Here is a 25,791-nt window from a genome sequence, read left to right as displayed (position 1 = left end):
AATACGTTATTTGGCTTTGTTAACGTGGAATTTAGTTAACGCGGGTTCAGGCTTATTGCCGCCACAGGCAATAAGCCGGAAACAGGGTTATGCCGGGTTGCGGCCCTGCTCCGTGAAACGGCGGAAGATCTCCAGCGTCTCATCACTGACATGGTGTTCGATGCCTTCTGCATCGCGGCGGGCGGTTTCCGGGCTGATGCCCAGCGCCAGCAGGAAAGACTCCACAATCTGGTGGCGGATGCGGCTCTCCACCGCCAGTTTTTCCCCTTCCGGCGTTAAAAACACGCCGCGGTAGGGCATCTGTACCACCAGGCCGGCGGCAGCCAGCCGTTTCAGCATCTTGGCCACCGTCGGCTGCGACACGCCAAGCCGGGCGGCGAGATCCACCTGCCGCGCTTCGCCGAATTCGCCAATCAGATCGGAAATCAGCTCGACGTAGTCGTCGATCAGTTCCCGGCGGTGGGCTTCGCGTACCTGTAAGAATCCCTGCACATGTTCTTCGACACCCAATAGTGGGTTACTGCCGGTCGGGTTGGTTTTGTCGTTCTGGGTCATTCACGTTCCTCATTTTTACTGACCAATCCCCGGCACTCCTCTCCGGTATTAGCATCTTGACCGCGCTCATTGTAAACCATGCGCGCCTCATAACAAATTTCGCTGTCTTTTGCTTTTGCTATAAAATATAGCCTGTGCTATACCTGTTTATTAATCGATCTGATGCGGCGGGCCGCGGGATCGACCCGATGACGTGATAAGGGGGCAACAATGGCACGATTCAGGCAACTGCTGGGGTTATATGGCCGCTCACCGTTTACGCTGCGGCTGATGCTGGTAAGCATGCTGGTGGCGTTGTTTACCGGCAGCGCGCAGGCTGAGGGGGCGCCCGAAAAAAAGTTCCGGGTCCTGACCACCTTTACCGTGATTCAGGACATGGCGCAAAACGTGGCCGGCGACGCCGCCGTGGTGGAGTCGATCACCCGTCCCGGCGCGGAAATCCATGACTACCAGCCCACGCCGCGTGACATCGTCAAAACCCAGTCTGCGGATCTGGTGTTGTGGAACGGGCTGAACCTGGAGCGCTGGTTCAGCCGCTTCTTTGAGAATGTGCGCGACGTGCCGTCGGTGGTGATCACCCAGGGCATCACGCCGGTGCCGATCCGTGACGGCCCCTACCGCAACAACCCCAACCCCCACGCCTGGATGTCCCCGCAGAATGCGCTGATCTATATCGACAACATCCGCGCGGCGCTGGTGAAGTATGACCCCGCCAACCGTGACACCTATAACCGCAACGCCCGCGCCTACGCCGATAAAATCCGCGCCCTGGATGCGCCGCTGCGCGCCCGCCTCAATAACATCCCACCTGCACAGCGCTGGCTGGTCACCAGCGAGGGGGCGTTCAGCTACCTGGCGCGTGACTACGGGCTGAAAGAGCTCTATCTCTGGCCGATCAATGCCGACCAGCAAGGCACCCCGCAACAGGTGCGGCAGGTGATCGACCAGGTGCGCGAACACCAGGTGCCGGTGGTGTTCAGCGAAAGCACCATCTCCGACAAACCGGCGCGTCAGGTCAGCAAGGAGACCGGCGCACGCTACGGCGGCGTGCTGTATGTTGACTCCCTCTCCGCGGCCGGCGGCCCGGTGCCGGCCTACCTCGATCTGCTCACTGTCACGGTTGACACCATCGCGAAGGGGTTTAACCAATGAACGCATCCGCAGCGCTGCCGCACCTGGCGGTGGAAGGCATGAGCGTCACCTACCGTAACGGCCACACCGCGCTGGAGGGGGCCAGTTTCCGGTTGCAGGGCGGAATGCTCTGCGCGCTGATTGGCGTCAACGGCAGCGGCAAGTCCACGCTGTTCAAAAGCATCATGGGGATGGTGCGCCCCTCTGCCGGGCGCGTGACGCTGGATGGCCGGCCCATCCGCCTTGCGCTGAAGCAGAACCGCATCGCCTATGTGCCGCAGGCCGAGGAGGTGGACTGGCACTTCCCGGTGCTGGTGCGGGATGTGGTGATGATGGGGCGCTACGGCCGGATGAATTTCCTGCGCATCGCTTCAAAAGAGGATCACCAGCAGGTGGACGAGGCGCTGGCGCGCGTCGGGCTGACGGCGTTGCAGCACCGGCAGATTGGTGAGCTTTCCGGCGGCCAGAAAAAGCGGGTGTTTCTGGCGCGGGCGCTGGCACAACAGGGGCGGGTGCTGCTGCTGGATGAGCCGTTCACCGGCGTGGATGTGCAGACGGAGAACGCGATTGTTGACCTGCTGAAGGCGCTGCGCGCCGAGGGGCACCTGATTCTGGTGTCAACCCACAACCTCAGCAGTGTGCCCGCCTTCTGCGACAGCGCGGTGCTGATTAACCGCACGGTGCTGGCCGCCGGGCCGCTGGCGGAGACCTTCACCCGCGCCAACCTGGAGCGCGCGTTCGGCGGTGTGCTCTCTTCACTGAACCTGCCGGACGCGGTGGCCGGGGGCACGGTATGATCGATCTGCTGCTGTTGCCGCTGCGGTATGACTACATGCTCAAGGCGATCTGGGTCAGCGGGCTGGTGGGCGCGGCCTGCGCCTTTCTCTCCGCCTACCTGATGCTGAAGGGCTGGTCACTGATGGGGGATGCGCTCTCCCACTCGGTGGTGCCGGGCGTTGCCGGGGCCTATGCGCTCGGCCTGCCCTACGCGGCAGGCGCGTTCCTGACCGGGATGCTGGCTGCCGTGGCGATGGCCTTGATCCGCCACCTGACCCGGCTGCGTGAGGACGCGATCATCGGCTTTGTGTTCTCGACCTTTTTTGCCGCCGGGCTGCTGATTATCTCCCTTAACCCCACGTCGGTGAACATCCAGTCGATTGTGTTCGGCAATATCCTCGGCATTGCCGATGAGGATGTGATGCAGGTGCAGATCATCATCGGCGTAACGCTGTTGGTGCTGCTCTGCCTGTGGAAAGATCTGCTGGTGGTCTTTTTTGACGAAGGCCACGCGCGCACCGTGGGGCTGTTACCACTGCGGCTGAAGCTCATTTTTTTCACGCTGTTCAGCGCCTGCACGGTGGCGGCGCTGCAAACCGTGGGGGCGATTCTGGTGATCGCGATGGTGATTACGCCGGGCGCGACGGCCTACCTGCTCACTGACCGCTTCCCGCGCCTGCTGCTGCTGGCGGTGCTGATCGGCGCGTTCACCAGCGCGATGGGCGCGTGGCTCAGTTTCTATCTCGACGGCGCGACCGGTGGGGTGATTGTGACGCTGCAAACCCTGCTGTTCCTGCTGGCGTTCCTGTTCGCCCCCAAACATGGGCTGCTGGGGGCGTGGCGCGCCCGCCGCCACGCCCGGGAGGAAAGCGGATGGAATGGCTGACGGAACCGCTGTCGTTTGCCTTTATGCAGCGCGCCCTGCTCGCCTCGGTGGCGGTCGGCATCGTCTGCGCCCTGCTCTCCTGCTTTCTGGTGCTGAAAGGCTGGTCTCTGATGGGCGATGCGATAGCCCATGCGGTGCTGCCGGGCGTGGTGCTGGCCTGGCTGGCCGGGTTGCCGCTGGTGATCGGCGCATTTGGCTCCGGCATGGTGTGCGCGCTGGCGACCGGCTTTATCCGCGACCACTGCCGGGTGAAGGAGGATGCGGTGATGGGCATCGTCTTCTCCGGGATGTTCGCCATCGGGCTGGTGATGTTCTCCCGCCTCGACACCGACCAGCACCTGACGCACCTGCTGTTCGGCAATGTGCTGGGTATCAGCCACGCGGAGCTGGTGCAGACGCTGGCGATCGCTCTGATAGTCACGGCGATAGTGCTGCTGAAACAGCGCGATCTGGTGCTGTTCTGCTTTGACCCGGCACAGGCGCGCATCAGCGGCCTGCCGGTCACGCTGCTGCATTACGGCCTGCTGGCCCTGCTGGCGCTGACCATCGTCGCCGCGCTCCAGGCGGTAGGGGTGATTCTGGTGATCGCGATGCTGATCACCCCCGGCATCACCGCCTTCCAGCTCTGCCGCCGCTTCCCGGCGATGCTCACCGTCGCCGTGCTGGTCTCGGTGTGCTCGTGTATCAGCGGCACCTACCTCAGCTTCTACCTCGACGCCGCCACCGGCCCGGTGATCGTCCTGATCCAGGCGGCGGTATTTGTGCTGGCGCATGCGGGCGGCAGGCTTTTTCGGCATAAAGCAGGCTGATTCTTCATATTTACTGTGTTTATCGGGCTGATAAGCACCCGACGTTTATCGCATTATCATCCCTATTCCCCTCCTCCCCACCCATTCCCTGCAAATTCGCCTCATTTTCCGGTGAATTGTCTGAAGTTTGCTTAACTGTATAGGAGTGATGCTGGGCGGGGTGTTGTGCCGCCTTTTGTGCAAGCAACCAGGAGGGGACGATTTTGCAAGACTCTTATCTTGATGCCACCGGGGTGAAAGGCAGTGATGAGCCGGTGATCCGCCGCTGGATTACCATTGGCCGCCCGGCGGCAGAGCTGCACCGGCTCTGGCGGCAGCCTGACACCCTGCCTCTGGTGATGGGCCACTTTGCCGATATTGAGGTGCTGAGTGACACCGAATCCCGCTGGCGGGTCGAGGGGCCGCTGGGCAAGAAATTTGACTGGCAGGTGCGCATTGTGGATGAGGCCGAGGGGCAGTTCATCCTCTGGCGATCGCTGAAAGGCGCAGATATGCCGAATGAGGGCCGCCTCAGCTTCGCCCCGGCACCGGGCAATAAAGGCACGGAGCTGACGCTGGAGGTGCGGTTTGACCCACCGGGCGGCGCGCTGGGTGAGAAGCTCACCTCCATGTTTGACCTGGTGCCCAAAGAGACCCTGGGCAAAGCCCTGCGCCGGTTTAAAAGCCTGGCCGAAACCGGTGAAATCCCGCAGCTGGCCCCGTTGCCGGCCGCCGGCGACCGCAAAGAGAAGGAGGCGTAATGCGAGCACTCTGTTGGAATGGCGTCAATGACCTGCGGGTCGAAACCGTAAACGACCCGACCCTCATCAACCCGAAAGATGCGATTGTCCGCGTCGGGCTGACCACCACCTGCGGCTCCGATCTGCACATCATCGACGGCCTGATCCCGAGCATGAAAGAGGGGGATGTGCTGGGCCATGAGTTTATGGGGGAGATTGTCGAGGTTGGCCGCGAGGTGAAAAAGGTCAAACCCGGTGACCGCGTGGTGGTGCCGTCGTTTATCGTCTGCGGCTCCTGCTGGTTCTGTCAGCAGCAACTCTACTCCTGCTGTGACAACACCCACCCGCACCCGGAGCTGGCAGAGCCGATCCTCGGTTACCCCACCGCCGGGATCTACGCCTACAGCCACGCATTCGGCGGTTATGCCGGTTCCCACGCGCAATATGTGCGGGTGCCGTTCGCTGACAACGACTGTTTTGTCGTGCCGGAAAACGTCACCGATGAGCAGGCGTTGTTCCTCTCCGACGCCGCCCCCACCGGCTACATGGGGGCGGATTTCTGCAACATTCACCCCGGCGATATTGTCGCGGTGTGGGGCTGCGGCGGCGTCGGGCTGATGGCGCAACAGAGCGCCTACCTGATGGGGGCGGAGAAGGTAATCGCCATCGACCGCTTCCCGGAACGGCTGGCAATGGCGCGTGACAAGATTGGGGCGATTCCGCTGGACTACACCAAAGTGGATATTCAGGAAGCGCTGCTGGAACTGACCGGCGGCCGCGGCCCGGACAGCTGCATCGACGCCGTGGGGATGGAAGCCAAAGGCGAAGGGCTGACGCAGGTGTATGACCGCACCAAGCAGCTGCTGCACCTGGAAACCGATGTCGGCGCGGCGCTGCGCCAGGCGATGATGGCCTGCCGCAAAGGCGGTACCCTCTCGATCCTGGGGGTGTATGGGGTGATGGATAAATTCCCGCTTGGCCTGATGATGAACAAAGGGCTGACAGTGCGCACTGCCCAGCAGCATGGGCAGCGCTATATGCACCGGCTGCTGGACCACGTCTCCAAAGGGGAGCTGGACCCGGCATTTATGGTGACGCACCGCTTCTCACTGGAAGATGCGCCGCTCGGCTATGACATGTTCAAACATAAAACTGACGGCTGCCTGCGTGCGGTATTTAAACCCTGACTGCCGCGCCCCCGCTATACCGCGGGGGCGTACCCGCAGGCCGGTAAATAATGGCCTGTCACCCCATGAAAGCCGGGAAATCCCCCGCCTAAGCCGCGGAAATAAAAAACACAGGTCACGCACCCGGCTGAAAAGGAATATCCGGACTTCTCTCAGGCGCTTTACTGGAAATTCCGTCACTTTCAGCTATTACTTAATAGTGAAGGATAAAAATTGCAGCAACAGGTTATGCAATTTTAATGACATTCCCTACTAATGCAGCACAACAGAGGATAACCAGATGGCTATTAAGACCCTGAAGGATCTTTTCATTCATGATTTGTCTGACGTTTACAGCGCCGAGAAACAAATAACTAAGGCTCTTCCAAAAATGGCCCGTGCGGCTGAGGACCCTAAGTTAGTTGATGCTTTCCATACTCACCTGGAAGAGACCCAGGGGCAGATTGAACGTCTGGACCAGCTGGTTGAAGCAACGCCGGAACTGCGTATCAAACGTATGAAGTGCCACGCGCTGGAAGGGCTGGTAGAGGAAGCGCAGGAGATCATTGACGGCGTTGAGAAAGGCCCGGTACGTGATGCAGGCCTGATCGGTGCCGCCCAGAAAGTAGAGCATTATGAGATCGCGACGTACGGCACCCTGCACGCGATGGCGCTGAAACTGGGCTTTACCGAAGCGGCTTCCCTGCTGGAAGAGACGCTGAAAGAAGAGAAAGCCACCGATGAGAAGCTGACTATTATTGCCGAAGGCCAGACTGCCCCGGCGAAATAATCTCCCGATTCGTGACAGCGAATATCCCCGCCCCGGCTGATGCCGGGGTTTTTTATTGTCGCTTGCTTTGGCCGCGGCAAAAAAAAGCCCGCAAGACGCGGGCAAAAAAGTGTCAAGGTGATCTTCGTTACAGTGAAAATCATTACCCTGCTACTATAACGTCCCGTTTATTAAGGTAAATGCCTGAGCGGTTGGCCGCTTATTTATTAAGACTATTCCTATGCTGGTAGCACGATATTTAGCCTGGGGTGTTAAAGTGGCTTATAGTTATTAACGGCTTGTTAACAATAGGCGGGCACAATAAAAAAGCCGCCCGGTGATGTGGGCGGCGGTTATTACCTTGCGTCAGGGACAGCAGGCGTGGGTTATTTTTTACCCGTAGCGCGATCTTTATCAATCGGGTTGGCAGCACCCAAATCGGCACCGGTCACCGGGTTGATGTCCGGGCTGGACTGGGTACGCATCATCATCGCTTCCAGGTCAGATTTCTGCTCACCGCCCAGTGCTACAGATGCGCCGCCATCGCCGCCGTCAACAGCCGGTTGCGGGTTGCTGACGTAGTTGAAGTTCTCATCGGCGTTCCAGCTGCCGCGCACTTCCCCTTCACCCGACATATTGAAGTAGGTATTGGCATATTCCGGCACCGGCGGCAGTTTGCCCGGCGGGAAGTTGTTGCGGATGGAGTAGAGCGCTTTTTCAAAGGATTTCTGGTGCGCGACTTCACGCGTCATCAGGAAGCCCAGCGCATCTTTGATGCCCGGGTCATCAGTAACATTGATCAGGCGCTCATACACCAGTTTTGCACGCGCTTCGGCAGCGATGTTAGAGCGCAGGTCAGCGGTCGGTTCACCGATGGTGTCGACGTAAGCAGCCGTCCACGGTACGCCTGCTGAGTTGATCAGGCTCGGGCCGCCGCCGTACAGCAGCGAGGTGATGTGGCTGTCATTGCCGTTGCCGGTCAGGGAGCGGTAAAGCTCGGCTTCTTTTTGCGTGCCTTCTGCCAGGTCGCCTTTGGCGCCTTTGTTCAGCATCGCAATAATGGTACCGATGATCTCCAGGTGGCTCAGCTCTTCGGTCGCGATGTCCAGCAGCAGGTCTTTACGCCCTGCATCATCTTCTGCCAGACCCTGGGTGAAGTAGCGCATTGCCGCGGCCAGCTCGCCTTGCGCGCCGCCGAACTGCTCCAGCATTAAATTCGCCAGGCCTGGGTTAGGGCCGGCAACACGAACGGTATATTGGAGTCCTTTAACATGCTTAAACATTATATGCTTCCTCTTGTTTTGGACATACTCACCCGATTCCGCAAATTTAAGGGTAAACGCGGCCCTGCCTTATTCAGGCATGGAATCGGAAATGGGGGGCACTGCAATTATTGTTATCCCGGTACATCTGTACCGGGACAGAGAAGAAAAACTATTTTTTGGCTTCGGTATTCGGTGCTTCAGAGCGGGCAAGGAATTTCTGGGTAACATCCGGCAGATGATCCAGGCACCATTTCGCCATGGCCACTTCCTGTTCCAGGATCTGGCTGAAAATACGCTCCCCTTCCTGGTCACCCACCACTTTAGCGGCAGCGATCAATGAGGTATAAGAGGCAATTTCCAGATTTTCAAACACGTAACCGCTGATTGCACCTTTTACAACTTCATCGCTGGCAAACATACCGCCCATTGCCTGGCCCATTGCGGTGGCTTTACCGGCAATATCTTTAAAGGTGGAATTAGAGGTGTCATAACGATCAATGACGCTTTTAACTAAACGCTGTTGGTCTTTGGTTTCGCTAATATGCTGCTCGATACGCATTTTCAGGTCAGGATAATGCTCAAGGCGACCGGCCATACCTTTCAGCATGGTTTCGGCTTGTTCTTCCATCGCGTGAGCGTCTCGCAGCCAATCAAGATAATTTTCTAGCGTTGTCATACGTTATCTCCCAGTTATTCACCGTAGAACATCAATTTCCGTTACATGATTAAGCTTAGCCGCAAATGACCATTTATCCAGTCAGCGCAGAGAGATTGTGTCTGATAAACGGCAATTTACCGATATTAACTCTATGAAAATAATAAATTTGGCATTTACCTGCGGGGCAGCAGGCCAGAGGGCCGGCGGGCATCAGCCCGCGCGGTACGCGGCCCGGCGCGGTTTCACGGTTTACATTGCCGCAGGCGGGAGAGGCAATATTCAGTAAGCCGCATCACAGGGTAAACAGGCCAAGATTAAGAGGATTCCGAAGAGCAAAAAGCAGAAGAAACAAGAGGGGAAAACGCAATGAAATATAAACAGCAGAGATAAAAAAACCGCCTGTCTCATCAGGATAACAGGCGGCTTATCTTTTTTCCGGAAGCGCGGCTGTCAGCGCCAGAACACCGTAACATAAGTGCCGATGACCACCACAAATATCGCCCACGCGGTGTAAGCGATGACCAGATTCGTTTTGCCATCGGGTTGGCCCTCATGGGGATCATCCTGGATTTTGTCCGGTAATTCGCTGTCTTTCATAGAACCGTCCTTTTATCAGTGCATTTACATCATGCTCAGGAAAAAAAGCATGAGCCAAAAAAAGGTCTGTTTTAGAGGTATAGATCAGCATGGCCCCAATATCAATTTTTCACCCGTAAGGCTGCCGGCGAATTTTGCCCCGGAATACCGAAAAGACATAGGTGTTATAAAACAAGGTAAAAGGGATCACTAAGCCATACCCCACCAGCACAAATCCTTGTGTGGCCGGTGGCGCGGCGCTGTTAAACAGGGTGAAACGCGGCGGCAGCAGTTGCGGAAATAAGGTCAGCGCAAGCGCCAGAAAAACCAGCGTGGTCGCCAGCAGAATGGTCATCAACGGTAACATTGTCAGGCGATGGTGTAATACCTGGTAAAAGATCAACGCCATAACCAATAGCAGCGCCGCAAACGTGAGCCAGACCGGCATATCCTGCCAGCGGGCGGCATACTGGGGATTCAGGTGGCGCAGCCACAGCAGAAACGCAGTGCACAGCAGCAGCGTGAGAACCCCGAGCCAGGCCGCCCGCCGCCGGAATACCCGGCTCAGCTCCCCAGCCAGCCGCCAGATCAGCCACCCGGCCCCCATCAGCAGGTAGAGCGCCACCAGCACCCCGCCGCTGAACAGGGTGAACGGGGTACACCAGACCCCGCTTTCCGGCGCTGCCGCGCTGCCGGGGATGCCCTGAATCACCGTGCCGAACAGGATGCCCTGAAACAGCGCGGCGATAAGCGAACCGGCAAAAATCGCGGCGTCACACAGCCAGGGGCGCTTCGCCACCTGACGAAATTCCACGGCCGCCCCGCGCATCACCAGCGCCATGACCATAATGATGGCGGGCACCAGCGCCGCCGTTAAAAATGCACTGTAGGCAGCCGGGAACAGCGCCAGCATGCCGCCCAGCAGCAGCACCAGCCAGGTTTCGTTGGCGTCCCAAATCGGCAGAATGGAGAGCGTCAGCCGGTGGCGGTCGGCCGGATCTGAGGTCATGCCGAGCCAGATGCCGACGCCCAGGTCGGTGCCGTCCAGCAGGATATAGGTCAGCAGTGAAAAGGCCAGGGTAGCGGCCGAGACCATCGCCAGCGCATCCGGGGTGAACACCATCACGGCTCCTCCTTGTGCGTCAGCATCTGCCACATCTCCGGTGCGGCGCCCTGCTCCCCCGCCTGCGGGCGCTGGTTAAGCAGCCGCAACAGCAGTTTGAGACCGATGCCGAATGTCAGCAGGTATACCGCGACGATAAGCGCAATGACCGCCAGTGACAGCGGCAGGCTCAGCACACTGTGGCTCTCGCTGGTGCGCATCAGTCCATAGACGGTAAACGGCTGCCGCCCTGATTCTGTCACCACCCAGCCGGCCAGCATCGCGGCAAACCCGGCCGGGCCGAGGGCCACCATCATCCGGGCGAGCGTGCGGCTCTCAAATAAGCGGCCGCGCAACCAGAGCACCAGTGCGGCAACCGCGGCGGCGGCCATCAACAGCCCCAGCCCCACCATCAGCCGGAAGGCGAAAAATACCAGCGGCACATTGGGTAAGTCGGCAGGCGGAAACGCGGAGAGCGGCGTGATGGTGCCGGTCAAATTGTGGTGTAGATAGAGCGAGCCGACATGCGGGATCGCCAGCTCCGCCCGGTTACGTTGCTGCGCCTGATCCGGCAGGGCGAACAGCCGCAGCGGCTCCCCGTCTCCCGGCGCGGGGCGCTGCCAGCTCCCCTCTATCGCCGCCACTTTTTGCGGCTGGTGCACCAGGCTGTTTTTCCCGTGCAGGTCACCCACCAGAATTTGCAGCGGGATAAAAAGAATCAGCCCGGCGAGGCTGACGGCGTACATGACGCGCGCCTGCGGGTTGTGCCGGTCCCGCAGCAGGTGCCGGGCTGCGCAGGCGGCAATCAGCAAGGCGGTACCCAATACCGAGGCCAGCAGCATATGCAGGAAGCGGTAAGGGAACGAAGGGGTAAAGATCACCGCCCACCAGTCGTCCGGCACAAAGCGGCCCCCGGCCATCACCGAAAACCCGGCCGGGGTCTGCATCCAGGAGTTGGCAGCCACGATCCAGAACGCGCTGACGATCGCCCCGACGGTCACCATCAGCGTGGCGCACAGGTGCAGGCGTGGGCCAATCTTTTTCAGGCCAAACAGCATCAGCCCTACAAACCCCGCCTCGATAAAGAAGGCGACCAGCACCTCATAAAACATCAGCGGGCCGATCACTGCCCCGGTACGCGCGGTAAACGGCCCCCAGTGCGTGCCGAACTGGAACTCCATCACCACGCCGGTCACCACCCCGACGCCCATGTTCAGGGCAAAAATTTTCTGCCAGAAGTGCATGATGTCCAGGTAGACCTGGCGGCGGGTGCAGACCCAGAAGAGGTCAATAATGCTGAGGAACAGGGATAAGCCAATCGCCAACGCGGCCAGCACGATATGAACGCCGATGGTAAACGCAAATTGCCCGCGGCTGACGAGCAACACAAGATCGTGAGTATGCATGGTGCCTCCTCCCCAAAGTCTATGCGGGGCCGGGGGCTTTGCAAGGCTGAAACCGCGGGATGTGATTGATGTAAAGGAAAAAGCGCCCGCGCCTCACCGTGGCTCATTGAGGAAAATGAGGCGGTGCCAGCGGGAATATAGGCTGTAAATGATATTAAGTGATTTGTGTGAACACACTCTCAACTTACACATTGGCCGATCAGGCGGGCGTAATCCGGCCTATAGTTATAGACGCGACAGACTCATGCAGATTTATCTTCCCATTATTCATCATATTCTTAACAACGCCTTTCATAGAGAAATGACGGCCGATGCTGCGTACTGACAAGCCAAGTAAGGGTTAACGATGAAAAGAAAGATCCCCATTCTCAAAAATACCTATGAACAGATTTATCACGATGCGGGGCCGCACCATGCGATCCCATTATTAATTATGTCCAGTGAAGCCGGAACGGAAGTCTTCTTTTCACCCAAGCTCAATCAGTTGCAACTGCTGGCAGCGCTTGATATTGCGATAATCAATATGACGGCATACCGTGAGCGGGTGGGCCACCAGGATATCACCACCGGGGTGCTGGATGCGGCAAATAATGAGCGGGCCGGGTGAATACCGCCCGGGCGGTGCGGGAAAAAGGTAACACGATGGCGAGACATCAATGCTGATTGCGCCGTCCTGGGGCAATCAGCATCTTAAAATAAGCGTTTATTTATTAAGTTATTATAACGGTATGATTGGCCGGCATATCGCAGGCGCGCGCCCGGAAACACAGCCGGCAACACGATAATCAGGCCGGGAGGTATTACAGATTCCCATCACTATTGAGGAAATCGTCATTATTACGTGCCGGCAGACTGCCCATAATTCCCGCCCAGTGTTCAACCTGCTCTTTACTGATATATTTAACTTCCGCTGTGCCGGGATGGCTTTCTGACGGTGTGACGTACGCAATGCATGGAAAGAACCGGGGCCTGTTTTGAAAAAGTAACTCCTCCACCTCTTCATTATTCATCAGAGGGTTTATTCCCGAACCCGGAAACAACAGGTACTCATCAAACAGCCACGTTCTATATTCCACTATATCGGTTAATAGCTTCATAGCGGTTCCCTTATTCACGTGCTATAGAGGGGGCATCACCTAATGAGTATGGTGCATATGGAATTTTTTGGTAGCCAATACCCAATATGATTTACATTAAAAAAACAGAATAACTATAGCGGATGCAGCAGTACCCACTACTTCAACCACTTAGTTTTGCAGCTTTATTTTAAATTCACTGATAAAACCGATTTACTGCACAACTTAACACAAATATCTTAGCGGTTATTTCTGCGTTTGTGACGGCGTCACTTCTCCATATAGAGCATTGCCTGTGTGGGCAGGGCAAGCTGCACCCCATATTTATGCGGCAGCGTCAGGTAACTTTCAGCAGAGAGGATATCGGCAACATCCGCGGAGAATTTGTCCAGGGCGGTTTTCATCTGCGCCAGATAATCATGGGTATCATAAACTTTATCAATACCCTCAAGGGCGTGGTTCATGATCTTACGCGCCACATCATTCGGCACACCCAGTGCTGACAATTTGGAACGTGCAGTACGGCGCAGGTCACGGGTGGTGAATGCCTCCAGCCCCAGCCCGCGCTCCGCCCGCACCAGCCGCCGCAAAGATTGTGTGATCGCCCCTTTGGAGAGGGGTTGTGCCGCATTCAGCGGTGACGGCACCAGCCAGGGGCTGTCTGGGGTGTTGGCCCGCTCCAGCGCCTCGATGCATTCACGCATCAGCGGGCTGATGGGCAGCGTATGGTCGCGCTGTGATTTGTTGCGCCGCCCCTGCCGCCAGATGCCCGCGTTAAGGTCAAACTCCTCCCGCCGCGCGCGGATCACTTCATCCGGGCGGCGCGCCGAGAGCAGGCAGAGCCGCAGCGCCCAGCGGCACTGTTCGGAGAGATCCCACATATCCAGCCCATGCCAGAAGACCCAGATTTCCGCATCCGTTAATGTGCGTTCACGCGGCGGCGCATTACGCCCGCCGACGTCGCGGCGTTTCATCGACCCCAGCGGCGAGTGGTCAAGGTAGCCCTGGGTCTCCGCCCAGCCGAGGAACTGTTTGCAGAGCGCGAACACCCGTTTCGCCTCAGAGATTTTTCCTTCGGCCAGTAACAGGTTGAACAGGCGGTTCAGCCGCAGGCGCGTCACCTTTTTCAGCGGCAATGTGCCGATGCCCGGCAAAACATGGTTCAGCAGAGAGGAAATGGCGATCTCCGGCCGCCGCCGGGTGATCATCAGAGAGAGCCGGATCCAGACACGCATGATCTCCTCAACGGTGCCCTCTTCATCCACGTTATCCAGCACGGCCAGCGGCACCGCCCGGATTTCGTCCATATAGGCCACCACATGCTGCCCGACATGCTCGCTGGTAAAATCGATCTCTGGGGTCTTTATCATGTTCAATTTGCTGACTTTGAGTGAGGTGCGCAGTTATATCAGGTTGCCCGCCGGCGCACAAAAGGTTTGTGACTCCATACCTAATAAGTCTGGCGTCACAGACGTGCGTTTTGGTGAAAAATAGCAGACCCGCGCGGGGCGAATTATATGGAGCAATTTTTACTTGTCAGCCCGCATTCTTGAGCACGATCATCTTCTGCAGCCGATTGCGGTTAGACGTTTATGCAGGGCGACAGTATGCTGTTAACCGGGACTTTTTCTTGAGGAGCGTGACGATGGCGGTAACCAGGAAACAGAACGTCGAACACTTTATGCCTTATGTGGAAAAGATGCTGGCGGGGCACACGCTGCAACCTGACGAGCATCACGATCGCCAGGCGCTGGCGCGGATTGCGGACGGTTGCCGCTCAGTGGTGTTTGTGCCGGTTGAGACGTTGCGCCTGGCAAATAACGTGGTGGGTTACCGGATGACCGAGGCCGACCGGCGTGACTACTATGAACGGCGTGAGCAGCAGCTGGCCCGGCAGCAGCGGGTGATTGAGCATGCACAGAACCAGCGGGATGCGCGCCGCGCCAAGAAACTCTTTGCCCGGCTCGGCCTGCCCCTGCCGCCGGAAGTCGAGGCCCTGGCCACCGCCGCCCTGCCGGACGCGGACAACGTACCCGGGGAGTAAAGCAGGAGAGTCGCCCCCGGATGGGGGCAATGTGGCTCAGGCGGCAAGAATATGTTGGATACCCAGAAACATAGGGACGGCACCAAACGCATTCGGTGCTTCATCTAACGTGACGAAGCCGAGACGGGCATAAAAATTTAGGGCAGCTGGGTCAGCGTCCAGATACACCCCTTTTATAGGCAGCGCATTATGGATAATCTTGACGTGCTCGAAAAACTCGCAAAGTAAGTCACTGCCATAGCCCTGGTTTTTATAGGGAACGGCGATCCCCAGCATGATTAAGCGCACGACTCCCACCTCATTCGGCAGAGAGCCAGTCAGTGCACTGCTGATGCGCTCCCTGGTAAGCGAGTAAGCTGAGAAGCTGCATACGCCTATGAGTTCACCTGTTTCCTGATTAATCAGCACTTTGGCCGCACAGTTATTGTCACGGACACTTTTCTTTAATGATCCGCGTACAAAACTATTAATGATGGCATTACCACAATCGAATTGCTTTTGCCCTGGATAAGTCAGGTCTGCCTGATAGGTGCAAACCATAACGTTATGGCTTTCACTTTTCGTCTTTCCCATCTTTCTTTCTCCTCATTAACGCCTGTAAAGCAAGGGTTGGAGCAGCAGGCTCTGACAACAGTTGATTCACTTGTTGCCAGGAGGCATCAGAAATCTGGCGACGTCGCTGATTATCCAGCACATGTTCAGCACGTTCTACCGCTGCATTCAGGATAAAAGCGCTAAGGTCTAATCCGGCGGCGGCGGCGGCCTCCCGAAGCATTTCTTTAAGATCGGTACTGGTTTTTAATTCGACCCGCGCGTTTTTTAATGCGCGGGCATCATTGGGAAATGTCGCTACTTTACCCATGGTTACCTCGCTGAGCTTTTTTCACCGTTTATACGGCTGTCAGCCGTATAAAGAGAGTACGCTTCCCCGCTTTTTTAGTCAATGTGTACGGCTATCAGCCGTATCATCGAAATATTTCTTACTCCGGCCCCAGCCCCTTGAGGATCCGGGCGGCCTCGGTGTTGCTCAGCGGGTAATCAAAGAAGCGCTGGTAGAAATCCTGCGTCATTCCCGGCATATCGATGTTGGGGAACAGATCCGGGTGCAGCAGCTTCGCCGCCCAGGGGATCTGGAGGGCGGCTTCGGTGCCGTAGCGGTCCCACGGGAAGACCCCGGCCGGGTTGCGGTAGACCCGGTTTTTCTGCACTGCTTTCAGCGCGTTAAAGATCGGCGCATCATCAGACGCCGCCAGTGACCCGGCATCCGCGCCCAGGATAATGATGTCCGGTTGCCAGGCGAGGATCATCTCCGGCGAAATCTCATGCAGGTTACCCTTAATCGACGCGGCAGCATTGCGCCCGCCCGCCGCCTGAATCCACTGGTCGATCAAGGTGCCGCTGCCGTCCACTTTCAAGGGGTGCAACGAGGCGATATGCAGCACCCTCGGCCGTTGTGCCGCAGGGAGCGAGGCGGTGCGCCGGGTGGTTTGCGCCAGTTGTTCATCCAGATAGGCGTTATACGCCTGCGCCCGTGCGGCGGCTTCCGGGGTACCCAACACCGCGGCGGTGGTCAGCATCGATTTTTTCAGCGAGGGATAATCGGTAAAACGCATCTCCAGGGTCGGGATATGCGCCTGCCGGTAGGCCGCGGCATCGGCGTTACCCGCCGGGACAAAAACCACATCCGTTTTCCGCGCCAGCAGCGTTTCACTGTTAAAGGTGATGCCGTGTACGCTCAGCGCGTTCCTCAATGAGGGCTGTAAACGGAACATCCACGGGCGGCTTTCCGGGTGGTTGACCGTCGCCACAATATTCCCGCCTGCCCCCAGCGTCATCAGCAGGGAGTGGTGGGCGTACCAGGCATCGGCAATGTGCCTGACCTGCCCCGGCACCGTGACGGTTTTACCGGTGTCATCGTGAACCTGTCTGGGGGTATCAGCGGCAAATGCGGGGGAAACGGCAGCGATAAGCAGGGAACAGGCGGTAAGCAGCCCGGCGCAACGGATCATGGTAGCCTTCAGCGTAAAAGGGGGAAACGTCATAACCTAGCACATCGTTATATAGTTTTATATATATCGTATCGATTGATAGTATTAATTGATCGTTATATACAACAATACATATCGATGTGATACCCTTCGCGCCCTTGATTCCTGACTCCGGCCTGTTGCCCGCCTTTAATGATGCTGATTTCTACCCCCCGATTCCTCGCCCGCAGTGCGCTGGCGTTAGCCGTTGCTACCGCCCTGCCGGCGTATTCCGCAGCCGACGATACCCTGACTGTGACCGCCGCCGCCCCCAGTGCAGACACCCCGGCCGCTGACCAGCAGGCCTCCCTGGGAAACCTGGGAAAACGCGAGATCCGCAATACCCCTTATGCGATCCAGACCGTGTCGCCGCGCATTATGCAGTTGCAACAGGTTAAAGAGATTAAACAGATCTACCGTTACCTCCCCTCCGTGCAGGGGGACGGTGCCCGCCCGCAAAGCCGCGGAATGCAGGGCAGCGTAGTGCAGAACAGCCTGATTGACGGGCTGAATGTGGTCTCGACCACGCCCTACCCGGTAGAGCAGTTTGACCATATCGAGGTGCTGAACGGCCTGGGCGGCGCGCTCTATGGCCCGGCGAACCCGGCGGGGATGTTTAACCTGGTGTCGAAACGCCCTTCCGATCTGCCGCAGCACACCCTGACGCTGGGTGGCGGTACCGACGGCAGCCGCAAAATTGCTGCCGATCTCAGCGGCCCGCTCGACAGCAATGATCGCGTGCGTTACCGCCTGAACCTGCTGGATGATGAGGGGCACAGCTACGCGGCCAACAGCCGGAAACGCCGCCAGTTGGTGGATCTGGCGGTTGACGCCAATCTCACCGACCAGACGGTGCTGGAAACCACCTTCAGCTATTACCACTATTATGAAAAAGGCTTACCGGCCAGTTATGCGCTGGCCAGCGGTGTGGCGTTCCCGTCGGCATCCCGCATCGATAAAGACCGTTCCGGCCAGTATTATGCAGGAAATGATGACAACACCCTGACCGCCGCCCTCCACCTCAAGCACGACTTTGACGGCAACTGGCTGGGTGAAGTGGCGGTGCTGCGCCAGATTGCCGATCGCGAATCCACGGCGGTCACCAATACCTTCCTGAACGGGAGCGGCGACTATAAAACCACTACTTCCAGCGCGACCGCCAGCCGTTTCACGATTAACAGCTATTACGCCAACCTCACCGGGGAAGCGGAGACCGGCTGGCTGAAACATGACATCGCGGCCGGCATGCGCGGCTTTGTCTGGAAAAATGATAATCCGCGCAACGGCGGCACCACGACGCTGGGCCAGGCGAGCCTGGCAGACCCGCAGGCCTTTGCCGGGCCGGACTACCCGGACTTTACCGACCGTTACCACTCCGCCACCACCACCCAGCAGTCGTTCCTGCTCAGCGACACCCTGACCTTCTCGCCGCAGTGGAGCCTGCTGCTCTCCGGCAGCCAGAATTTCCTGACCTCGGCCAACTACGCGAAAAGCGGCCGCCGCAGCAGCGCCTCCAATGACAGCGGCTTCAGCGGCTCCGGCAGCGTGATGTACAAACCGGCAGAGCCGCTGACGCTCTACGTCACCTATGCCGACAGCCTGCAACAAGGGGACGTTGCGCCCAGCGGGGCCAATAATGCCGGGTCAGTGCTGTCGCCCTACCGCAGCAAACAGGTTGAGGCGGGCAGCAAACTGGCGGTCGGCAACACGCTGCTGACGGCGGCGCTGTTCCAGATCGACCGCCCCTACGCCTACACCAACAGCGCGGGCGACTACGCCGTAGACGGCGCGCAACGTAACCGGGGGCTGGAGCTGATGGCAGACGGCGACGTCATGCCTGACCTGCATCTGTTCGGCGGCGTGACCTGGCTTGATCCGCGCCTGCGTGACACCGCCAGCGCCGACACAGAAAACCGGCAGATTGTCGGTCTGCCGCGCGTCACGGCCAGTATGCTGGCGATCTACACCCTGCCGATGCTGCGCGGCACGGAAGTTCACGCCGGGGCGCACTATGTCGGCCGCCGCCCTACCGACAACGCCAACGATAACTGGGTCGGCAGCTACGCCACGTTCGATCTCGGCAGCAGTTACCAGACCACCCTGTTTAACACCGCGACCACTTTCCGGCTGGAGATCACCAACCTGACCAACCGCCACTACTGGACCAATATTGTGCCGGGCGGGTTGAATGGTTACAGCGGCGCGGGGTACGCCTCCGCCCAATTGGGCGAGCCGCGGATGGCAGAGTTGTCGATGCAGGTGGCGTTCTGAAGGGCGTAAAAGTTGGGAGAGGCAAAAATACCCCCACCGCATGGCGGTGGGGGTGGCAGTGTCAGCCGACATACACGGCTATTATGCGGCAGTCACCACCGGCTGCGTAAGAAAGCCGCTCGCCAGCCAGTAACGGATGTAGATCCTGAGCAGTGCCTGAACATCAATGCTGCCTGCCGCCAGGCTGTGTTCCACCTCTTCGCAGGCGGGCGCTTGCGGCGTCAGGTAGAACGACTTGAAGGGGTATAACGCATTGTCACTGCTGACCAGCGGCACCCACTCCGTTGCCCACGCCTCGCCGGAGACAAAGCGCAGCGGGTAACCCGCCCCCGCAACCTCCGTCAGCAGGTCGCGCCACGGCACGGCACTCAGGTAACCCAGGTTAAACACGCGGTTCAGGGCAGTGCGCTCAATGCTGCTGCCGACCAGCAACCCGGCAAGTATGTCCACCGGGCTGATGTCCAGCTGGTAGCCGGGCCACGCCGGTGCTACCCCCTGTTGCAGGCAGCCTTTGATCAGGTTAAGGGTATGGTTGCTCTCAACGTTCGAGATACCGTTTTGGGTAGAGCCGGTGATATTCCCCATCCGGTAAACGGCTCCATGCAGCCCGTTGGCAAACGCCTGTGTCAGCAGTTGCTCGCAGACCCATTTGCTTTGCACATAGCCGTTTTTCATCGGCGGCGCGTCTGCCAGGGTCTGCTCCAGGTAGCGATCGCCCTGCCGTGCGGCGGCTGAAAGCGTCGACACATAGAAGAACTGTTTAGGCGTACCCTGCGTACAGAGCGCCAGCAGATCCAGCGTGCTCACCACGTTGGCTGCCCGCAGTGTGCTGTAGCGGTGGAGATGGTTCACCCAGGCACCGCAGTGGTAAACCGCGTCAATCCTGTCAGCCAGCCTCTGCCACGCCTGGGCGTCAAGGCCGAGCCGCGGCTGGCCAAGATCGCCATATACCCAGCTTACCCTCTGCTCGTCGAGCGTGATCTGGTAGCGTACTGCAGTCTGGCGCAGGCGTGCCGGGCCATCTTCCCCGCGCACCAGGCAATGCACGGTGGTGCCGGGAAGCCGCTGCTGGAGGGTCGCCAGCAGGTGAATCCCCAGAAAACCGGTCGCGCCGGTGAGCAGCACCTCCTTCAGGGCGACATCAGGCGCAGAAACAAAGCCCGTCAGCGTGAGGCGGCTGTCCTGCGCAATCTGCCGGGTTTCCTCCTCATCATGGTAGACCTGACCGCCCTCAAGGCAGGCCGCCAGTTCAGCCAGGCTTTCACTGCTGAATACCTCCGCAACGGAGAGCGTTTTCCCCATCTGGCGGCTGATCAGATCGGTCATCTTAATTACCAGCAGGGAGTGGCCGCCGATCATAAAGAAGTTGTCCTCACGGCAGCAGGGCCGGTCAGTCTGTAACAGCTGTTGCCAGATCTCAGCAATCTGCCGCTCTGTCTCACCCTGCGGCGGGGTTTTATCGCTGTCCGCGGCGCTGAAATCGGGGGCCGGGAGCCGTTTTTTATCCACTTTGCCGTTCGGCGTGAGCGGCATGGCCTCAATCACCTGCACACACGCCGGCACCATATAGGCGGGCACGCACTGGCGGAAGGCCCGCAGGATCTCATCAGCCGGGGCATCACTCACGCACCAGGCCACCAGCTGCTTCTGGTCATTCACGGTCTGGACACCCACCACCGCCTGCGACACGCCCTCCAGCGCGCACAGCCGGTGCTCCACTTCGCCCGGCTCCAGGCGATAGCCGCGGATTTTCACCTGGTTATCCACCCGGCCCAGGAAATCGAGCGTGCCGTGCTCTGTCCAGCGTACCCGGTCACCGGTTTTATACATCCGCGCTGTCGCTGCGGTATGCCCTGCGCCTTCATGCCGGAAGGGGTTCGGGATAAAGGTCTCCGCCGTGGTCTCAGGTTTATTCAGGTAGCCTTTCGCCAGCCCCAGCCCGGAGGTGTACAGCTCCCCCGGCACGCCCGGTGGCAGCAGGCGGCGCTGCTCATCCAGCACGTAGCAGGTCGTCCCGGCGATCGGGCGGCCAATCGGGATCGCCTCTTTCCGGCAATCCTCCAGGGTGATCCGGTGGAGGGTGGTGAAGGTGGTGTTCTCGGTGGGGCCGTACCCGTTCCAGATCTGCGCCGGTGGGGTTGCAGAGGCCATCACCGCCCCCACTAGCGTTGGGTTCAGCGCATCACCGCCGATCAGCAGATTCTTCAGCCCGCCAAACACGGCGGGGTCTTCACCGGCGAGCTGGTTAAACAGCGCGACGGTAAACCAGGCATCGGTGACGCGGTGTTTCTTCAGGGCGGCAGGCAACGCCTCACGGTCAATCACTGTGTGATAAGGGATCACCGCCAGTTGCGCGCCATTGAGCAGTGCCCCCCAGATCTCAAGCGTGGAGGCATCAAACGCGATGTTCCCCGCCTGTGCCATCACCGCATCCGGGACAACCTGATAGGGGTCGGCATCGATCACCAGACGGACAATCCCCTGGTGCAGCACCTCAACCCCTTTGGGCGCGCCGGTTGAGCCGGAGGTGTACATGATGTAGGCCACCTCCTCCGGGTGGTGGGCGGGTTTGAACGCAGGCATTACCGCCGGCGCAGGTGCAGCCAGCAGGTCGGCAAGGTCATATTCCGGGCAGAGTGACTGGCGGTGCCGGTGCGCAGCCTCGGTGACCAGACAGGCTGCCGCGCAATCTTCCAGAATATAGTGCAGCCGTTCATCAGGGTGCGCCGGGTCGAACGGCACATAGACCGCGCCCAGTTTCAGGATGGCGAGGATAAGCGTGATGGTGTCAGCCGTGCGCTCAAGGGCGAACGCGACGCGCTTACCGTGCAGCTCCCCTGCCCGCTGCTGTAACTGCGCGGCCAGATGATCCGCCCGGGCGTTCAGCGCGCGGTAGCTGAAGGCGTGATGATCGTCCGTGACGGCGGGCGCATCGGGCCGGGTCTCAACCTGATGGTCAAACCAGGAGAGCACGGTGCCCGCCTGCGGTGCGCGCACCGGCGGGTTCCAGCCGATCAGTTGCTGGCGGCGCATCGCTGCGTCCACTGTCATCGTCGCGGCCACTGTCTGGTGCAGATTTTCCGTCATCGCCGTCAGGATCTGCTGGTAAGCGGCCAGCAGGCTGTTCATCAACGCCTCAGGCCAGACCCCGTCACGGAAGGTGGCATCGACGCGCAGCCCGCCGTCCGGCTCCGGCACAATCATCATCAGCAGGTCGCTTTTCGCCTGCTCATCCGGCAGCGGGCAAGGTGTGACGTCACACCCCGCCAACGCCAGCCCGGTGCCGTCGCCGCCGTCGGTGTTCTGCAACACCAGCAGCACTGAGCAGAGCGGATGCTGGTTCCCGGCAGGCGAGACGCCGCACTGCGCCAGCACCTCACCCAGCGGCGCAGCGCCGTGCTGGAACCCTTCCGTCACCCGCGTGTGGTTTTCCTTCAGCCAGTCAAGCAACGGGCGTTCAGGATCAACCTGCATCCGCAGGATCAGAGTATTGGCAAAGAAGCCAATCTGATCGGCCAGTGCCTGATGCCGCCGGTTGGCCCAGATGCTGGAGATCTGCACATCCTGCTGGTGGCAGAGCCGGGAGAGCAGGATCGCCAGCGCCGAGCTGGTCAGGGTAAAGAGGCCGGTGCGGCACTGCACCGCCATCTCTTTCAGCTGGGTGTGCAGGGCCGGTGAAAGCGTCTGGCTGCGGGTCACGGTGCGGCCGGTACTCTTGCCGCTGATGGGCAGCTGCTGCGGGGTGACCTCTTTCAGCTGCTGCTGCCAGTAAGCGAGATCGGCGCTGTGGTCCTGGGTTTGCTGCCAGGCGCAATAATCGGTGAACTGGCATTCCAGCGGCGCGAGGCTCTTATCCCCGGCATAAAGCGCGGAAAGCTCCCGGAAGAAGACGCCCATTGACCAGCCGTCAGTGATGACATGATGAATGTTGATCAGCAGCAGCCAGGGCTGGCCGGGGACGCGGTAGAGCCGCATGCGCAACAGCGGGTCATCGCCGAACAGGAACGGGCGCTGAACCTCCTGACGCACTTTTTCCTGCAAGGCGTGCTCATCCTGCACCTCTTCCATGACCAGCGCCGGGGAACTGTCAGCGGCCTGCTGCCAGGGCACGCCGTCCGTGGAATAAATCCGCAGCCGCAGGCTCTCGTGGCGTTGGCAAAGCGTGTCCAGCGCCTGCGCCAGGCGTTCCGGGTCCAGCTCACCGGACAGGCGGAACGTCAGGGGAATGCTGTAATGCGGCAGGTGCGGCTCGCGGCGGCAGATCAGCCACAGCCGTTTTTGCTCATCAGAGAGCGGCACCTTTTCTCCCGGTGTGACGCGGGCGATCGCCGTTTCCGCGCCCTCCACCGGCTGCGCATCAATGCACGCGGCCATATCTGCCAGCAGCGGGCAGCGGAACAGTTCGGTTAATGAGACGACCTTGCCCGATGCCGCCTGGATGCGTTGTTTAAGTTTCACCACCAGTAAAGAGTGGCCACCCAGCGAGAAGAAGTGATCCTCACGCCCGGCGGGGTGCGGCAGTGCCAGCAGTTGCTGCCAGATGTCACTCAGCCAGCGTTCCGTGGCGGTTTCCGCTGGGGTGGAGAGCTCACTGATGAACTGCGGCACCGGCAGGCTGCGTTTGTCCACCTTACCGTTGGGGGTCAGCGGCAGCTGTTCCAGCACCTGAAGCGAGGACGGCACCATATAGGCGGGGGCCTGCTGCTGCATTTTCAGCAGGATGGCATTCGCCTCAAGGTTGCTTTTGCACCAGGCGGCCAGTTTTTTCTGCCCCTGATGTTCCACCACGGTCACGATGGCCAGCTCAACGCCGTCGATCAGGCAGAGCTGGTGCTCCACTTCGCCCGGCTCCAGGCGGAAACCGCGGATTTTTACCTGGTTATCTACCCGGCCGACAAAATCGAGGCTGCCGTCAGCCAGCATCCGGACGCGGTCGCCAGTTTTATACATGATCGCGCTCGCGGAGTGCGGCGTCTGCACCCGCTCCTGCGGGTAGAACGGGTTCGGCAAAAAGGCCTCGGCGGTTTTGTCCGGCTTATTCAGGTAACCGGCCGCCAGCCCGACGCCGCTGGTATAAAGCTCGCCCTCTTCCCCCTGTGCTACCGGCCGGCGGTTTTCGTCGAGCACGTAACACTGGCTGCCTGCAATGGCCCGGCCGATGGGAATGCTGCTGCGCAGGCTCTCTTCGCGGCTAACCCGGTGGAATGTCGTTACCACAGTGTTTTCAGTGGGGCCGTAGCAGTTCCAGACTGCCCCCGGCGGCGTCGCTGAGCAGAGCGCCGCGTGAACGGCTTTCGGGCTGAGCGCATCGCCGCCGGTCAGCACGTTGTTCAGCGTGCCGAACACCCCTGGGTTTTCCGTCACCAACTGGTTAAACAGCGCCACGGTGAAAAACGCATCGGTGACCTTTTCACTACGCAGCAGCGCGGCCAGCGCCTCGCTGTCGATCACCGTGTCATAGGGCACCACCACCAGCGTGGCACCGTTCAGCAACGCCCCCCAAATCTCCAGGGTCGAGGCATCAAAGGCGATATTACCGCACTGCGCCACCACGGCCTGCGCCGGGAACTGGAAAGGTTCGCCGTTAAGGGCGAGGCGGAGAATACCCTGTTGCGGAACAATCACCCCCTTCGGCTCCCCGGTTGACCCTGAGGTATACATAATATAGGCGGGTTCCTGCCCGGTGGTTTCCGGTAATAGCGGTAATGTTTCCCCGGTGTAATCCGGAATATCTTCCAGATATATTTCAGGGCACAGGCTCTGCCGCTTCGCCTCTTTTTTATTGGTTATCATTAATAAAGGCGAACAATCCTTCAGCATATAATGCAGGCGCTCATCCGGGTTGCGCGGGTTAAAAGGAATGTAGGTAATCCCCATTTTCACACAGGCCAGGATCGCGGCAATGGCAAGCTCATCCCTTTCAAGGCAGAGAAGAATTGACGGATTTTTCTTCCCAAGAGGAATATACCGGGAAATAACGTGCGCAATATACGTAGAAATTTCATCAAGCAACTGATAGGAAAGGCTTTTATTTTTATGCCTCACCGCTGTTTTTTCAGGTGTTTTTTTTACGCGTGAGATAAAAGCGGAGGTAAGGGAATTGAAAGCTATCCCTTTTTCTGGTGCGGAATGCATAAGTCATTTCCTGTAAATGTCAAGACAGGGTTAATTACAATAGAATGAAAATGAGAATACCGTTTTGGGGTAGCGGTACGCAGTGTGGGGCGGGATAATACACCTCAGGCGGGGAGGTTAAAGCGGAAGCGCAGGGGAAAGTGTAACACTTTCTACTAAGTAGATCTTATAATCTGATATTTTAACTTCATAAAAACAACAGCATAAAACAGGAAACAATAATACTAACGCCTATTACAGGGATCTATAGACTCGTATAAAAATGCGTTAATTTGTTCATGAAATTTACAGCGTAAAATTTATCATTATAAAAACAAGAATAATAACGGCGCAGGATTAATGGAAACAGGGGTATTTAAGCAGAAAATAACGGCGGGGGCGGTGCGGTAACCCGGCGCACCGCGCCGGGCTGACAATGA

At 58.9% G+C, this 25,791-nt stretch carries 22 protein-coding genes; 10 read left to right on the top strand and 12 right to left on the bottom strand.

The annotated features are described in order from the left end of the window. Positions 1-87: 87 nt before the first annotated feature. Positions 88-555, bottom strand: a complete 468-nt coding sequence (gene mntR / locus CYR32_RS06695; RefSeq protein ID WP_101823620.1) for a manganese-binding transcriptional regulator MntR — start codon at positions 553-555, stop codon at positions 88-90. A gap of 210 nt (positions 556-765) precedes the next feature. Here mntR and CYR32_RS06690 point away from each other — a divergent pair, with 210 nt between their 5' ends. From CYR32_RS06690 to CYR32_RS06660, 7 genes are all read left to right on the top strand, one after another. Next, positions 766-1,707: a metal ABC transporter substrate-binding protein gene (locus CYR32_RS06690; protein WP_101823619.1), complete on the top strand. Its 942-nt coding sequence runs from the start codon at positions 766-768 to the stop codon at positions 1,705-1,707. After that, complete coding sequence (locus CYR32_RS06685) at positions 1,704-2,483, top strand: ATP-binding cassette domain-containing protein (RefSeq protein ID WP_101823618.1); 780 nt, start codon at positions 1,704-1,706, stop codon at positions 2,481-2,483. Before CYR32_RS06690 ends, CYR32_RS06685 begins: the two co-directional genes overlap by 4 nt. Further along, positions 2,480-3,349, top strand: coding sequence for a metal ABC transporter permease (locus CYR32_RS06680; protein ID WP_101823617.1), 870 nt, complete (start codon positions 2,480-2,482; stop codon positions 3,347-3,349). The genes CYR32_RS06685 and CYR32_RS06680 overlap by 4 nt, the downstream gene beginning before the upstream one ends. After that, a complete protein-coding gene (locus CYR32_RS06675) occupies positions 3,337-4,158 on the top strand; it encodes a metal ABC transporter permease (RefSeq protein WP_101823616.1) in 822 nt (273 codons plus the stop codon). The genes CYR32_RS06680 and CYR32_RS06675 overlap by 13 nt, the downstream gene beginning before the upstream one ends. Before the next feature lie 203 nt (positions 4,159-4,361). Then, the gene (locus tag CYR32_RS06670) at positions 4,362-4,898 is read left to right on the top strand and encodes an SRPBCC family protein (RefSeq protein WP_101823615.1); all 537 of its coding nucleotides are present in this window, start codon (positions 4,362-4,364) and stop codon (positions 4,896-4,898) included. Next, complete coding sequence (locus CYR32_RS06665) at positions 4,898-6,064, top strand: zinc-dependent alcohol dehydrogenase (protein ID WP_101823614.1); 1,167 nt, start codon at positions 4,898-4,900, stop codon at positions 6,062-6,064. Before CYR32_RS06670 ends, CYR32_RS06665 begins: the two co-directional genes overlap by 1 nt. Positions 6,065-6,344: 280 nt before the next feature. Then, positions 6,345-6,833, top strand: a complete 489-nt coding sequence (locus CYR32_RS06660; RefSeq protein ID WP_101823613.1) for a YciE/YciF ferroxidase family protein — start codon at positions 6,345-6,347, stop codon at positions 6,831-6,833. A 365-nt stretch (positions 6,834-7,198) separates the two neighbouring features. Here CYR32_RS06660 and CYR32_RS06655 read toward each other — a convergent pair whose 3' ends face one another. The 5 genes from CYR32_RS06655 to CYR32_RS06640 all read right to left on the bottom strand — a co-directional run bounded on the left by CYR32_RS06655 (position 7,199) and on the right by CYR32_RS06640 (position 11,819). Continuing rightward, the gene (locus CYR32_RS06655) at positions 7,199-8,095 is read right to left on the bottom strand and encodes a manganese catalase family protein (protein WP_101823612.1); all 897 of its coding nucleotides are present in this window, start codon (positions 8,093-8,095) and stop codon (positions 7,199-7,201) included. Between the two features lie 151 nt (positions 8,096-8,246). Beyond that, positions 8,247-8,753, bottom strand: coding sequence for a ferritin-like domain-containing protein (locus CYR32_RS06650; protein ID WP_101823611.1), 507 nt, complete (start codon positions 8,751-8,753; stop codon positions 8,247-8,249). A gap of 432 nt (positions 8,754-9,185) precedes the next feature. Then, positions 9,186-9,332 carry a hypothetical protein gene (locus CYR32_RS21650; protein ID WP_165698192.1) on the bottom strand — a complete coding sequence of 49 codons (147 nt, stop codon included), beginning with the start codon at positions 9,330-9,332 and terminating at the stop codon, positions 9,186-9,188. Between the two features lie 109 nt (positions 9,333-9,441). After that, positions 9,442-10,434 (bottom strand): cytochrome d ubiquinol oxidase subunit II, encoded by a 993-nt coding sequence (locus CYR32_RS06645; protein ID WP_101823610.1) that lies wholly within the window; start codon positions 10,432-10,434, stop codon positions 9,442-9,444. Further along, the gene (locus CYR32_RS06640; RefSeq protein ID WP_101823609.1) at positions 10,434-11,819 is read right to left on the bottom strand and encodes a cytochrome ubiquinol oxidase subunit I; all 1,386 of its coding nucleotides are present in this window, start codon (positions 11,817-11,819) and stop codon (positions 10,434-10,436) included. Before CYR32_RS06640 ends, CYR32_RS06645 begins: the two co-directional genes overlap by 1 nt. 346 nt (positions 11,820-12,165) lie before the next feature. Here CYR32_RS06640 and CYR32_RS06635 point away from each other — a divergent pair, with 346 nt between their 5' ends. Next, a complete protein-coding gene (locus CYR32_RS06635) occupies positions 12,166-12,426 on the top strand; it encodes a hypothetical protein (RefSeq protein ID WP_101823608.1) in 261 nt (86 codons plus the stop codon). Between the two features lie 193 nt (positions 12,427-12,619). Here CYR32_RS06635 and CYR32_RS06630 read toward each other — a convergent pair whose 3' ends face one another. Further along, positions 12,620-12,916, bottom strand: coding sequence for a hypothetical protein (locus CYR32_RS06630; RefSeq protein WP_101823607.1), 297 nt, complete (start codon positions 12,914-12,916; stop codon positions 12,620-12,622). Between the two features lie 248 nt (positions 12,917-13,164). Then, the gene (locus CYR32_RS06625) at positions 13,165-14,265 is read right to left on the bottom strand and encodes a tyrosine-type recombinase/integrase (protein ID WP_101823606.1); all 1,101 of its coding nucleotides are present in this window, start codon (positions 14,263-14,265) and stop codon (positions 13,165-13,167) included. 275 nt (positions 14,266-14,540) lie between these two features. Between CYR32_RS06625 and CYR32_RS06620 the strand changes: the two genes are divergently transcribed. Next, entirely contained in the window at positions 14,541-14,939 is a 399-nt protein-coding gene (locus CYR32_RS06620) for a hypothetical protein (protein WP_101823605.1), read from the top strand. A 36-nt stretch (positions 14,940-14,975) separates the two neighbouring features. Here the strand turns inward: CYR32_RS06620 and CYR32_RS06615 are convergent, their stop codons facing one another. From CYR32_RS06615 to CYR32_RS06605, 3 genes are all read right to left on the bottom strand, one after another. Further along, positions 14,976-15,512, bottom strand: a complete 537-nt coding sequence (locus CYR32_RS06615) for a GNAT family N-acetyltransferase (protein ID WP_101823604.1) — start codon at positions 15,510-15,512, stop codon at positions 14,976-14,978. Continuing rightward, positions 15,493-15,801, bottom strand: coding sequence for a type II toxin-antitoxin system TacA family antitoxin (locus CYR32_RS06610; protein WP_101823603.1), 309 nt, complete (start codon positions 15,799-15,801; stop codon positions 15,493-15,495). Before CYR32_RS06610 ends, CYR32_RS06615 begins: the two co-directional genes overlap by 20 nt. A 118-nt stretch (positions 15,802-15,919) precedes the next feature. Continuing rightward, complete coding sequence (locus CYR32_RS06605; RefSeq protein WP_101823602.1) at positions 15,920-16,948, bottom strand: ABC transporter substrate-binding protein; 1,029 nt, start codon at positions 16,946-16,948, stop codon at positions 15,920-15,922. A 174-nt stretch (positions 16,949-17,122) separates the two neighbouring features. Between CYR32_RS06605 and CYR32_RS06600 the strand changes: the two genes are divergently transcribed. After that, positions 17,123-19,237 (top strand): TonB-dependent receptor, encoded by a 2,115-nt coding sequence (locus CYR32_RS06600; protein WP_101823769.1) that lies wholly within the window; start codon positions 17,123-17,125, stop codon positions 19,235-19,237. 81 nt (positions 19,238-19,318) lie between these two features. Here the strand turns inward: CYR32_RS06600 and CYR32_RS06595 are convergent, their stop codons facing one another. After that, positions 19,319-25,372 (bottom strand): non-ribosomal peptide synthetase, encoded by a 6,054-nt coding sequence (locus CYR32_RS06595; protein ID WP_101823601.1) that lies wholly within the window; start codon positions 25,370-25,372, stop codon positions 19,319-19,321. Between the last annotated feature and the right edge of the window lie 419 nt (positions 25,373-25,791).

The organism is Chimaeribacter coloradensis, assembly GCF_002858715.1.
Taxonomy (GTDB): Bacteria; Pseudomonadota; Gammaproteobacteria; order Enterobacterales; family Enterobacteriaceae; genus Chimaeribacter; species Chimaeribacter coloradensis.
Note: the sequence above shows the minus strand (reverse complement) of the source record. Positions and strands in the feature narration are given on the sequence as shown.